General features: G+C 72.2%; 10 protein-coding genes. 3 read left to right on the top strand and 7 right to left on the bottom strand.

Annotated features, from left to right (window positions below; genetic code table 11):
• Both BHU15_RS32010 and BHU15_RS32005 read left to right on the top strand, forming a co-directional pair.
• Positions 1-534, top strand: a 534-nt coding sequence (locus BHU15_RS32010) for an aldo/keto reductase (RefSeq protein WP_141726922.1), incomplete at its 5' end; no start/stop codon positions are given.
• 128 nt (positions 535-662) lie between these two features.
• Positions 663-1,781, top strand: a complete 1,119-nt coding sequence (locus BHU15_RS32005; protein ID WP_438284997.1) for a PQQ-dependent sugar dehydrogenase — start codon at positions 663-665, stop codon at positions 1,779-1,781.
• Between the two features lie 37 nt (positions 1,782-1,818).
• Here the strand turns inward: BHU15_RS32005 and BHU15_RS32000 are convergent, their stop codons facing one another.
• The 6 genes from BHU15_RS32000 to BHU15_RS31980 form a co-directional block, all read right to left on the bottom strand.
• Entirely contained in the window at positions 1,819-4,881 is a 3,063-nt protein-coding gene (locus tag BHU15_RS32000; protein ID WP_079128514.1) for a helix-turn-helix transcriptional regulator, read from the bottom strand.
• A 130-nt stretch (positions 4,882-5,011) separates the two neighbouring features.
• Positions 5,012-5,185 carry a hypothetical protein gene (locus BHU15_RS40470; RefSeq protein WP_167756243.1) on the bottom strand — a complete coding sequence of 58 codons (174 nt, stop codon included), beginning with the start codon at positions 5,183-5,185 and terminating at the stop codon, positions 5,012-5,014.
• A gap of 207 nt (positions 5,186-5,392) precedes the next feature.
• The gene (locus BHU15_RS31995; RefSeq protein WP_069630328.1) at positions 5,393-6,043 is read right to left on the bottom strand and encodes a hypothetical protein; all 651 of its coding nucleotides are present in this window, start codon (positions 6,041-6,043) and stop codon (positions 5,393-5,395) included.
• A 46-nt stretch (positions 6,044-6,089) separates the two neighbouring features.
• Positions 6,090-6,653 (bottom strand): GNAT family N-acetyltransferase, encoded by a 564-nt coding sequence (locus tag BHU15_RS31990; protein WP_069630327.1) that lies wholly within the window; start codon positions 6,651-6,653, stop codon positions 6,090-6,092.
• Between the two features lie 39 nt (positions 6,654-6,692).
• Positions 6,693-8,960 carry an MMPL family transporter gene (locus tag BHU15_RS31985; RefSeq protein WP_069630326.1) on the bottom strand — a complete coding sequence of 756 codons (2,268 nt, stop codon included), beginning with the start codon at positions 8,958-8,960 and terminating at the stop codon, positions 6,693-6,695.
• 128 nt (positions 8,961-9,088) lie between these two features.
• On the bottom strand, positions 9,089-11,224 hold the full coding sequence (locus BHU15_RS31980; RefSeq protein ID WP_069630325.1) for a phosphocholine-specific phospholipase C: 2,136 nt from the start codon (positions 11,222-11,224) through the stop codon (positions 9,089-9,091).
• Positions 11,225-11,450: 226 nt separating this feature from the next.
• Here BHU15_RS31980 and BHU15_RS31975 point away from each other — a divergent pair, with 226 nt between their 5' ends.
• Positions 11,451-12,068, top strand: coding sequence for an NAD(P)-dependent oxidoreductase (locus tag BHU15_RS31975; RefSeq protein WP_069630324.1), 618 nt, complete (start codon positions 11,451-11,453; stop codon positions 12,066-12,068).
• A 16-nt stretch (positions 12,069-12,084) separates the two neighbouring features.
• On the opposite strand, the gene BHU15_RS31970 is transcribed toward BHU15_RS31975, so the two are convergent.
• The gene (locus tag BHU15_RS31970) at positions 12,085-12,597 is read right to left on the bottom strand and encodes a tetratricopeptide repeat protein (RefSeq protein ID WP_069630323.1); all 513 of its coding nucleotides are present in this window, start codon (positions 12,595-12,597) and stop codon (positions 12,085-12,087) included.
• Positions 12,598-12,639: the final 42 nt, after the last annotated feature.

The following is a 12,639-nucleotide window of genomic DNA, read 5'->3' as shown; positions in this document are numbered from 1 at the left end:
TGCGCGGTGGACGCCCGCGCGTCGCGGCGCGCGGGCGGGGACAGGTTCGGGGCGACGATCCGGCTGCTGGAGCGGCTGCAGCAGGTGTTTCCGGTGAGCGCGGTGGAGGCGGAACTGTCGGTGTGGTCGCGGGAGGCGACGGAGCGGCTGCTCCCGTGGTGCGCGGCGCGGGGCGTCGGGTTCCTGGCGGCGATGCCGCTCGGCAGCGGTTATCTGACGGGCACGCTCACGCCCGGGCAGGGGTTCGAGCCGGAGGACGTACGGGCCAGGCATCCGCGCTTCACGGCGGAGATGATGGCGTCGAACCAGCCGGTGGTGGCGGGGCTGCGGCGGGTCGCCGAGCGGCACGGGGCGACGACGGCGCAGGTGGCTCTGGCGTGGGTGCTGACGCGCGGCCCCCATGTGGTGCCCGTTCCGGGGGCGAAGCGGGAGCGGTGGGCGGTGGAGAACGCGGGGGCGGCCGGGCTGGAGTTGTCGGCGGCGGATCTGGCGGAGATCGCCGCGCTGCCCCCGGTGTGGGAGTCGTGGCACTGACAGCGGGTCGATGGGAACCTGAACGGGGGCAGCGGTGTATGAAACGTAGAGACGCAGCCGTCGAAGGGATCAAGACCGTGCAACGTGCTCCAGTGACGGCCGTGTTGGCCGCAGCGGCGCTATTCGTGATGACCGCGTGCTCGTCCTCCGACGGCACGGGGCGGTCCGCGGGCCCGGCGGGTTCCCCGTCCGCGTCGGTGTCCGGCGGGTCGGCGTCTCCGGACGGCGAGGCGAAGCCGTCGGCGCCGCCCGCGAAGGGCTCGGCGAAGGTGGTGTCCACGCTGACCGAGGGCCTCAATTCGCCGTGGGGCCTGGCGGCGCTGCCCGAGGGCGATCTGCTCGTCTCCTCGCGCGACAAGGGGACGATCACCCGGGTCGATGTGAAGAACGGCAAGAAGACCGAGGTGGGCTCGGTGCCCGGGGTCTCCCCCGGCGGCGAGGGAGGTCTGCTGGGCCTCGCGCTCTCCCCGTCGTTCGCCTCGGACACCTATGTGTACGCGTATTTCACGACCGACTCCGACAATCGCATCGCGCGTATGCTCTACGACCCGAAGAGGCCCGTGGGCCAGCAGTTGGGCGCGCCCGACACGATCCTGCGGGGCATCCCCAAGGGCAACATCCACAACGGCGGCCGGATCGCCTTCGGCCCGGACAAGATGCTCTACGCGGGCACGGGCGAGACGGGTGAGACGGGCCTCGCACAGGACAAGAAGTCCCTGGGCGGGAAGATCCTGCGGATGACCCCGGACGGACAGCCGGTGCACGGCAATCCGGAGGCCGATTCGGTGGTGTACACGTACGGACACCGCAATGTGCAGGGTCTCGCCTGGGACTCCGAGAAGCATCTGTGGGCGTCGGAGTTCGGCCAGAACACCTGGGACGAGCTGAATCTGATCGAGCCGGGGAAGAACTACGGCTGGCCGGAGGCCGAGGGCACGGCCGGGAAGAAGGGGTTCGTCGATCCGGTCGAGGAGTGGCGGACGAAGGACGCGTCGCCGAGCGGTATCGCGTTCGCCAAGGGGTCCATCTGGATGGCGGCGCTGCGCGGCGAGCGGCTCTGGCGGATCCCGCTGGCCGGCGTGAAGCCGTCGGCCGCCCCCCAGGCTTTCCTGGAGGGCAAGTACGGGCGGCTGCGTACGGTGCTGGCGACCGGGGACGGCGGGCTCTGGCTGCTGACCAGCAACACCGACGGCCGGGGCACCCCGAAGCCGGGCGACGACAAGATCCTCCGGCTGGAGGTGACGTAACCGCCCGCCGTACGGGGGGCTTGTCCGGCGGACGAGGCTACTTCGCGGACACGCCCTGGGGGTGGGTCAGTTCCAGGTCGTCGAAGAGGTGCAGGCGGTGTGTCATCGCCGCCGCCTCCGTGCGGCCCGAGACGCCCAGCTTGGCCAGGATGTTGGAGACGTGCACGCTCGCCGTCTTGGGCGAGATGTAGAGCTCCTCGGCGATCTGGCGGTTGCTGCGGCCCTCGGCGACCCGGCGCAGGACGTCCTGTTCGCGAGGCGTCAGGCCCAGTGTGCCGAGCGCGTCGGCCCCGGAGGCGGGTGCCGGGGCGAGTCTCGGGGTGGTGGCGAGGCTGATCCGGGCCCGGTTGGCGAGGAGTTCGGTCTGCTCCACGAGGAGTCCGGCGCCGAGCCGCTTCGCCGCGGTGTGGGCCTGCACCAGCAGCGCCGTGGCCTGTTCCCGGTCGGCGGACGCCGCGAGGAGGTCGGCCGCCCAGCGGTGGCGGGTGTCGGCGAGTTCGTACGGCCGGTTCAGCGTCTCGAAGGCGGCGACCGCGCGGGCCCACAGCTTCGGGGCGACGATGCCGTCGGCACGGGCGAGTTCGGCTTCGAGCATCAGGTCGTACGCCCGCCAGATCGGGACGACGGCGGGCAGCCGCTTCGCGTGGTCGCGGACGATCGCCAGGATCGCCTCCCGCCCGGCGTCGGCCTCCGGCAGCCCGCGCGCGTCAGCTTCCATCGCGGCGGCCGAGCAGAGCAGCGGCAGTGCGTACCGCTGCATGCCCGGCGGGAAGCCCTGCGCGGCGACCTGTTCGAACTCTCTGCGGGCCTCGGCGAGCCTGCCCTGCTGCGCGGCGCTGATCATCGCCAGCCTGGCCGGCGCGATGACGTGCTGCGGCTGTGGGTCGTGCGGGCCGAAGACCGCGCGGGCCAGGGTCACTTGGCTCGTCGCCTCGGCGGCGTCGCCGCGAGCGAGGGCGAGCATCGCGCGCCGCAGGGCGACCAGGGCACGCGCCTTGGGGGCGGGGGCGATCTGGGCCGCCTCGTCGACGGCTGTGCGGGCCTCGTTCCAGCGGCCGAGCGAGAAGAGCGACTCGCTCAGGTTGACCCGGACCCAGGCCTCGGTGTCGGACAGGCCTCGCTGATGGCAGAGGGCGATGCCGAGTTCGGCCGCGGCGACCGCGTCCTCGGAGCGGCCCACGCTCTCCAGCGTGGACGGCAGGTTGATGTTGATGCGGCTCAGGATGCCGAGCGTGCCGCGGTTGCCGAGCTCGAAGACGCGGTCCCGTACCGCGTACATCTCGGCGAGCCCTTCCTCGATGGATCCCGATTCGGTGGTGAGCCAGCCGCGGGTGTGTCTGGCGTTCAGTTCGATGTGCTCCGCGCCGACGAGGCGCGCGTACTCCACGGCGCGGTCGGCGGCGGCCAGGCTGTTGGGGCCCGGCCGGTGGAGGGCGCCCCAGCTCGCGACGTCGGAGAGGACCGAGGCGTGCACGGCGGACGGCGGCAGGCCGCGTACCAGGTCCTGGGCGGTGGCCAGTTCGTCCCAGCCGTCGCCGCGTGTGAGTTGCTGTACGAGCCGTGAGCGCTGTGTCCAGAACCAGGCGGCGCGCAGCGGGTCGTCCACGGTCTCCAGGACCCGCATGGCCTTCTTGGACAGCGCCAGGGCTCGCTCCCGTTCACCGCCGAAGCGGGCCGCGACGGTCGCCTCGGCGAGCAGGTCGAGATAGCGCAGCGGGGCGCTCGCCCCTTCGGCGATGGGCGGGTATGCCTCGGTGTCGTCCGGGGGCCTGAGGCAGGCCCGTACGTCCTCGGGCGCGGCGTCCCACAGCTCCATGGCGCGCTCCAGCAGCCGCAGTTGCTCGGCGTGCGCGTAGCGCCGGCGGGCCTCGACGGAGGCGAGCAGGACGACGGGCAGGGCTTTCGCCGCGTCGTGCGCGTGGTACCAGTAACCGGCGAGGCGGGTGGTGCACTCGTCGCCCCGTACGAGGGAGGGGTCGGCCTCCAGGGCCTCGGCGAGGCGGCGGTTGAGCCGGGAGCGCTCGCCGGGGAGCAGGTCGTCGCTGATGGCCTCGCGGACGAGCGAGTGCCGGAAGCGGTAGCCGTCGCCGTCCGCCGTGGTGAGAAGGATGTTGGCGCCGACGGCGGCCCGCAGCGCCTCGATCAGGTCGTCCTCGGAGAGCTGCGCGACGGCCAGCAGCAGGGGGAACTCGACCCGGGCGCCGCCCTCGGCGACGATCCGGGCCACCCGCTGGGCGTTCTCCGGCAGGGTCTCGACGCGGACGAGCAGCAGGTCGCGCAGTGAGTCGGTGAGCCCGGAACGGCAGCCGGACTCGACGGCGACGGCCAGCTCCTCCACGAAGAACGCGTTGCCGTCGGAGCGCCCGAAGATCTCGTCGACGCGTTGCGGATCCGGCTCGTCCCCGAAGATGCCGCGCAGTTGCCCCCGGACCTCGGCGCGGTTGAAGCGGGAGAGCTCGACCCTGGTGACCGTACGCAGCCGGTCCAGCTCCGCCAGGAGCGGGCGCAGCGGGTGTCTGCGGTGGACGTCGTCGGCGCGGTAGCTGGCGATGACCAGGAGCCGGCCGCGGCGCAGCGTACGGAACAGATAGGCGAGCAGATGGCGGGTGGAGGCGTCCGCCCAGTGCAGGTCCTCCAGGACGAGGACGACGGTGCGGTCGGCGGCGAGGCGCTCCAGCAGCCGGACGGTCAGTTCGAAGAGGCTGGCCGTGCCGTGCTCACCGAGGGCGCCGCCGGCCGAGGGGCCCAATTCGGGGAGGATCCTGGCCAGTTCGCCCTCCTGGCCCTCGGCCGCCGAGGCGATCTCCTCGGGAAGCAGCCGCCGCAGGCCGCGCAGGGCGGCGGAGAAGGGCGCGAAGGGCAGTCCGTCGCCGCCGATCTCCACACAGCCGCCGACCGCGACGACCGCGTTGTCACGGCACGCGCGGGAGATCAGCTCCTCGATGAGCCGGGTCTTGCCGACCCCCGCCTCACCGCCGACGAGCAGCGCCTGCGGCTCGCCGGCGGCGGCGCGGGCGAGCGCATCGGTGAGTACGGTCAGCTCGCCGTCGCGACCGACGAACACCGGACTGACTGACTTGGTCTCCACGGTCCCGAGCATCGCACAGGGGTACGACAGTGCGGCACTCGTTATCGCGGCGGTCGCCGCATGGGCCGGTGGCACATGCGGCGACCGCCGGTGCGGCTTCTTCAGGAGGTCGGGGCGGGCGGCCATCTCCGCACGCCGCCCGTCACGCCGCCCTCGTGAACCGGCCCCGGAGCGATTCCACCCGCCCCTCGCCCTTGTCGCGGGCGCTGCGCGCGGCCTCCTTACGGGCCTGGCGGACCTGGCGGATCAGCCGCCGGTCGTCGGCCTGACGGATCAGCTCGGCCGCCCGCAGCTGGTGCATCTCGTAATCGAACATCTCGACTCCCCTTGTCACGAAGTGCTTCGGCGTCCTGCGATGCCTCAACACTCGTCTCCCAGGGGGTGCGTACGCATCGGGAGAGTGCCGCATCTTCGCGGCGCGGGGGCCTTAGGCGGACGGACGAAGGGCCGGGCGGGAGCCTAAGGCCCCGCCCGGCCCTTCCGGGTCCGTGCCCAGGACGTCCTGGGCCGTGCTCCGCCCGGCTCAGCCGGCCGGCGGGGCCTGGGCCGGGGGCGGCTCCGGCAGGGACACGAAGACGTCGAAGTACATGCCCACGGAGATCAGCAGGCCGAGCGCGGCGAGCACGAGACCGGCCACGGCGAACGGCCGCACCCAGCTCTTGCGCTGCGGCAGGCCGAGCGCGACCAGGCCGGCGATCAGCGCCAGTACCGCGAAGATGCCGTTGGTCAGCGCGATGGCGTGCCAGGCGTCGCCGTAGATCTCGGAGATCTGCTGCTCGGCCGTGCCGGTCTGGCCGAGGTCGATCTGGCCCACGAGCGTCTCGCGCTCGGAGATCACCTTGCCGGACCAGGTGCCGATGAGCGAGACGAGCGAGAGCAGCAGGGAGACGAGCGCCGCGGACGCCGCCGCGAGGCCGCTGGAGGGCGGCGGGGTGTACTCGCCGTCCAGGTCGTCGCCCAGCACGTCACCGTCGTCCCCGTCGGCGTCCGAGGCTCCGTCACCGTCAACGCCGTCGGCGCCGTCGGTACGGCCCGCCTCAGGGGTCTCCCCAGGCTCTTTGGCCAGGTTCGGGCCCGGCGCGTCGTTCTTCTCGGCAGTAGCCGTGACGGCGCGCTCCGCCTCGTTGTCGCCGCTGTCGTCAGCGGACTTCTCTGGCTTGGTCGTGGGGTTCATGCGCCGCACGGTAGGCGGCCCGTATGAGAGATCCATGAGAGTTTCGTCAATTGGTGTGCCGTCGCAGCTCACGCCACTCGGGAGCGAGTACGGACCAGATCTCGTGGTCCTGCCGGAGCCCGTGATGGACGCCCGCCGAGCGCAGCACGCCGTCGCGCCGCAGTCCGAGGCGCTCCGCGGTTCGGATGCTCGCCACGTTCGCCGACGACACCACCCACTCCACGCGGTGGATGCCGCGCCGGTCCACCGCCCAGTCGATGAGCACCCGCACCGCGCGGGTCACCAGTCCGCGCCCCGTGGCCGCCGGTTCGAGCCAGCAGCCGACCTCGCAGGTGCCCTGGGCCGCGTCGAAGAGCCGGAACATCACTCCGCCGACGAGGGTGCCGTCGAGCCAGATCCCGTAGATCCGCCCGGCGTCGGCGGCCTGCTTCTCGGCGTACCTGAGGAGGAACGTCCGCGCCGATTCGAGGTCGGACACGGCCTGGGCGAGCCCGACGTGCACGTCGACCAGTTCCCTCGCCCGGTCCATGTGTGCGAGGAACTCCTCGGCCTGCCAGGGCTCCAGCGGTCTCAGTTCCGCCCCGTCGTCACCCAGTGATATCGCGAACATCGCACTTCCTTCGATCCGTTCGGTCCAGTGGCGGCCCACTCACCGCGGCGCGTGCTCCACCCGCTCCGCGTGCACTTCGCGCCGCGCGGGGATCTTCCCAGACGCGGTGCCGTCGCCGGCGGGCGCCTCGATGCTGATGCGCGGCAGCCGGCGTTCCAGCCAGCTCGGCAGCCACCAGTTGGCGCCGCCCAGCAGGTGCATCAGGGCGGGCACGAGGAGTGTACGGAGGACGAAGGCGTCCAGCGCGACGGCGGCGGCGAGCCCGATGCCGAACATCGCGATGACGCGGTCCCCGCTGAGGACGAAGGCGAGGAAGACCGAAATCATGATCACGGCGGCCGAGTTGATGACGCGGCCGGTCTCGGCGAGGCCGACCCGTACGGCCCGTTTGTTGTCGCCGGTCGCCAGCCACTCCTCGTACATACGGCTCACCAGGAAGACCTGGTAGTCCATGGACAGGCCGAAGAGGACCGAGACCATGATCACGGGCAGGAACGGCTCGATGGGACCCGCGCTGCCGAGGCCGAGGAGTTCACTCCCCCACCCCCACTGGAAGATCGCGACGACGATCCCGAACGACGAGGCGACCGCGGCGATGTTCATCACCGCCGCCTTCAGTGGGATGCCGACGGAGCGGAAGGCGACCAGGAGCAGCAGACAGCCGAGGGCGACGACGACGCCGACGAACAGCGGCAGTTTGCCGACGACGACGTCGGCGAAGTCGTCGTAGCTGGCCGTGACCCCGCCGACGGACACGTCCAGGGAGGTGCCGTCCTGGGCGCGGGGCAGTACCTCCGTACGGAGGCGGTCGACGAGGTCGCTGGTGGCCTTCGACTGGGGCTCGGACGTGGGGACCACGGTGAGCAGGGCCCGGTCGCCGCTGCCGCTGAAGACGATCGGCCCGACGGAGGCGACGCCCCTCGACTCGCGCAGCGTGTTGGGCAGTTGGTCCATCGCGAGCCGGTCGTCGGCGCCGTCCAGCTCGGCGACGAGGGTCAGCGGGCCGTTGACGCCGGGGCCGAAGCCCTCGGCGAGCCGGTCGTACGCCTGCCGGGTGGTGGTGGACGCCGCGTTGTTGCCCTGGTCGGAGGTTCCCAGATGGAGCGAGAACGTCGGCAGGGCGAGCACCGCCATCACGACCACGGCGGCGACGCCGAGCAGCCGTGGGTGGCGTTCCACGAAGGCGGACCAGCGGGCGGCGAATCCGGTGGGCAGTTCGGGCCGGGGCCCGTGTTCGGCGAGCCGGACGCGCTCGCGGCGGCTCAGCACGCGCGTCCCGGCGTACGAGAGCAGGGCCGGCAGCAGGGTCACGGCGGCGGCGACCGTCAGCGCGACGGTGAGCGAGGCGGCGATGGCGACGCCGTTGAGGAAGCTGAGGCGCAGCACCAGCATGCCGAGGAGCGCGATACAGACGGTGGCTCCGGCGAAGACCACGGCGCGCCCCGTGGTGGCGACGGCCTCGGTGGCGGCCTCGGTGACCGTCAGGCCCTGTTTGAGGCCCTTCCGGTGTCTGGTGACGATGAACAGCGCGTAGTCGATGCCGACGCCGAGCCCGACGAGCAGACCGAGCATCGGCGCGAAGTCGGCCACGGTCATGACGTGGCCGAGGAGCGCGATGCCCGCGTACGCCGTCCCGACGGAGACCAGGGCGGTCGCGATGGGCAGCAGGCTGGCCGCGAGCGAGCCGAAGGCGAGGAAGAGGACCACGGCGGCGATGGCGACACCGACGATCTCCGCCGTGTGCGCCGTGGTGCCCTCGGTGAGGGCGACGGCGCCGCCGCCGACCTCCACCTGGAGATCGTCGGTGGCCGCCTTCTTCGCCGTGTCCACGACAGCCTGGGCCTGGGCGACGGGGATGTCGTCGACCTGTTTGTCGAAGGTCACCACGGCGAAGGCGGTGCGGCCGTCCTCGCTGATCTGGCGGACCCCTTCGCCGTCGTCGGGGCCGGACGCCTGCGAGGGCGCCCCGGCGCCGCCGGTGATGACGTAGGGGCTCATCACGCCCGCCACTCCGGGCAGCTTGGCGATCTCACCGAGCGTGACGCCCATGCGCACTTCGATGTCGTCCGCGCGGACGGAGCCGCGTTCGCTGTGCCAGACGACGGTGTCGCTGTCGCCGCTGCGGTCGGGGAAGCCGGTCTTCAGGAGGTCGACGGCGTGGCCGGACTCGGTGCCGGGAGCCTCGTAGTCGTTGGAGTACGAGGTCCCGGCCACGACGGCGGCGGTGCCGGTGGAGCCGAGGGCGAGCAGCCACAGGAGCACCACCAGGAGCCGGTGCCTGACGCACCACCGCGCGACTGCTGCCAACGGTCTGCTCCCCTGCGTGGTCCCGGAGAGCCAACTCTGACATCGAATCGTGATCGTTTGCCCGTTTGGTGGGGTTCCTCACACGGTGTTGACCTGGTGTTCGATCAATGGGAGCCAGTAATTCCGGTTCAGCCGGAGACGCTCGGCTTCCCGTTCTCGATGTGACCCATCAGCCGTCGCCGGAAGCCCCGGCCGGCCGTCACCTCGATGTCGTACCACCCGTGCGCGTCGGCGGCCGAGTGCACGACATGGCGGCTGCGTCCGGGCTTGACCTTGAACTCGCGCTTCCAGTCGCGGAGATCGGCCTCGTCGGCGTAACCGAGGGAGCGCACGGTGAACGTGACGGGCAGATCACCCTCATTACGGAGGGTGAGATGCAGATCGCGGTCGTGGTGGTCGACGGACGAGCTGACCTCGGCGCCGCGGCCCGCGACGGGACCGGCGAACTCGCGGCGGAAGCCGTTGGGCCCGGTGATCGTGAAGCGGTACGCGTCACCGGTGAGAGGCACCGTCCATTGCGACGTACCCCTGACGTCCCGGTGCTGCGGGACGTCGAACTCACCGGCGTACGGATAGAGCGCGAAGTGGGCGCTCGACCGCCCCGTGTTGCGCAGTTCGAGCCGCAGGGCGCGCGCCCCGGCGCGGCCGGCCACGAGGCTGCCGTAGGCGTCCGGCTGGTACGGCAGCGGGCGGGCGGGCCGCGTACCGGGCTCCTGCACCGGCATCCGCTGCACGGCCGGCGGCGCCGGCCGCCAGCGCCCCGTGAACGGCGGGACGGGGCCGGGCTGCTCGACGTCCGGACGCGGCCGGCTCCGTCCGAAGTCGAAGGCGGACGTCAGATCGCCGGTGACGGCGCGCCGCCACGGGGTGATGTTGGGCTCCTTCACCCCGGTCCACTTCTCCATGAAGCGGATGACGGAGGTGTGGTCGAAGACCTGCGAGCAGACGTAGCCGCCGACGGTCCAGGGCGAGACGACGAGCAGCGGCACGCGGATGCCGAGCCCCGTGGGGCGGCCCTCCCAGCGTTCGGCGGCGTCGTCCACGGGCGGCACGGGCGGCGGGACGTGGTCGAAGAAGCCGTCGTTCTCGTCGTAGTTGATCAGCAGGACCGTGTGCCGCCAGACGTCGGGGTGGGCGCCGAGCGCGTCGAGCACCTGGTAGACGAGGCCGGCGCTGGCGACCGGCGAGGACGCGCCGGGGTGCTCGGAGTCGACGGCGGAGGGCACCAGGTACGACACCTCGGGCAGCGTGCCCGCCGCCACGTCGGCGCGGAACGACGCGGCGAGGGTGCCGGACTCCACGCGCCGCAGCCCGCGCTCGAAGAGCGAGCGCTCCGGGGCGGTGAGGCTCGCGACGCCTTCCTCCAGCGCGGCGAGCAGCCGGGCCCGTACGGCGGTGTCGTCGGTGCCCCGCACCGCGGCGTAGAAGGCCTCCATGAACGTGAAGCCGTCGGCGCCTTCGACGTCGAGTTCACGCGCCGTGGTGAGCGCCTTGTGCGCGATCTTCTTGAAGGAGGTGAAGAACTCGATGTTGTTGTCGGTGAAGTTCTCCCACTCCGAGTACGTCTTCCAGGTGCGTCCGGCCTTCTCCAGCCGCTCCGCGTACGTCGGCCACGCGTAGCCGGGATGGGTGTCCTCGGCGTACGCGTCGTTGCCGACGGCGCGCCGGCCGTCCGCCTCGTAGCCGGTCCAGCCGCTCCACAGGTGGTTGCGGTTGGGGCTGGTGGAGGTGTGGACGGACGAGTGGTAGGCGTCGCAGATGGTGAAGGTGTCGGCCAGTTCGTGGTGCAGCGGGATGTCGGCGCGGTCGTAGTACGCCATGGTGGCGGCGGTCTTGGCGGTGACCCAGCCGTCCATCCAGCCGTTGCTCCACGCCTTGGCGCCACCGTTCCAGGAGTGGTCGAGGTCGCCTATGTACTGAAGGTCCTTCTTCTGCGCCTCGGCGGCGTCGCGTACGGGGAAGGGCAGGACGGTGCCGCCGCCGACGGCTCCCGGCTGCTCGAACACGGGGCGGCCGGTGGGCAGTTCCACGGCGTTGCGGTCCCCGAAGCCCCGGACGCCGCGCAGCGTGCCGAAGTAGTGGTCGAAGGACCGGTTCTCCTGCATGAGCACCACGACATGCCTGACGGCGTCCAGTCCCCCGGCCGGCGCCTCGGCGGCGATGGCGGCGCGCAGGGACGGCGGCAGCACGGAGGCCGCCGCGGCGGCGCCGACGGTGCCGCCGCCGAGCGCGAAGAGCCGTCGCCGTGAGATGTCAGTGGCCAAGAGATCCTCCCGAGTCAAGTGCTACGGCCCGGAAGCTAGTCACCGTAGGTGGCGGCGGGAAGACCCGGGGGCGGCCCGGTGATGAACGTCCGAGAGTCGCCCCCGTCCGGTCCGGGCGGATCCATGGCGGTCGGGCGCCGGGTGGCGCAAGCTGGGCCTGTCCGACGGGCGCCCCCGCGCACCCGCACTCACGCACTCCCGCGCATACGACAGGGACAGCCTGCCCATGAATGTCACCGTGTTCGGCGCCACCGGGCGTACCGGACAAGCCTTCCTCGCCTCCGCCGCGCGCGCCGGGCACCGCACCACCGCGCAGGTGCGGGAGCCGGCGCGGCTGGGCGACGCCCCCGTGGACCGGGTGGTGACCGGCAGCCCCTTCGACGAGAGCGCCGTGACCGACGCCCTCACCGGCGCCGACGCCGCGGTGATCGCCTTCGGCCTCAAGGGCAACCGGACGACGCCTCTGTACTCACGCGGCACCGAACTGATCGTGGACGCGATGCGGAAGCTGGCCGTACGCCGGCTGGTCGTCGTCTCGGAGGCCGGCTACGGCCCCCATGTACGCGGCCTCTCGGGCCGTACCATCGCCGCCCTCTACCGCGCGACGGCCCGGCCGCTCCTGCGGGAGCGGGAGGCCCAGGACGCGGTGGTCCTCACCAGCGGCCTGGAGTGGACGGTCGTACGGTCCGGGGTGCTGCACCACGGCCCCGCGCGCGGCAACCGCCCCCGCTCCTTCACACCGCACCGGGGTCTCGCGCCCCGTACGACCTACGCGGACCTCGCCGACCTCGTCCTGGGCGCGCTGGACGACCCCGCGACGTACGGCCGGGACCTGTACCCGTAGGGCGTACGAGAGGCGCTCACGGCGCCTGCTGGACGACCTCGCGCAGGTCCTTGGCGTAGTGGCCGATGGCCCGCCGGTACGCCCGCACACCCGGGTCGTCACTGGTCGTCGCCAGCAACTCCAGCAGGATCCGCGTCGCTTCCTCGTGCTGCTCCGTGTTGAACAGCGCCATCGCGAGGAACGTCCGCAGAGCGCCGTCGTCGGGGAACTCCACCAGCCCGCCGCGCAGCGTCCCAACGGCTTCCTCGTACCGGCCGAGGATCCGGAACGTGCTGCCGAGACCGACCAGTGCGCCGAGACGGTCCCGCGCCGACAGATCCGTTCCGGCGAGCGCGCGTTCGTAGTAGGCGACGGCCTCCGCCTCCAGGCCGAGCGCGTCATGTGTCCAGGCGGTCTGATAGGCCACCTCGGCGTCCTGCGGGTGCCGGTCCGCGAGAGCCACCAGCCGCTCCCGGGCCTGCTCCGTCTCCCCCCGGGTGCGCAGATCGACGGCCTCGGCGAGAAGTTCGTCCCTGCTTGCTGTGTCCATGCGGGCATTGTCGCAGCGGGCGGGGTGCCCGAGCCCGCTCGG

It is taken from the genome of Streptomyces niveus (assembly GCF_001723055.1).
Taxonomy (GTDB): Bacteria; Actinomycetota; Actinomycetes; order Streptomycetales; family Streptomycetaceae; genus Streptomyces; species Streptomyces niveus.
Note: the sequence above shows the minus strand (reverse complement) of the source record. Positions and strands in the feature narration are given on the sequence as shown.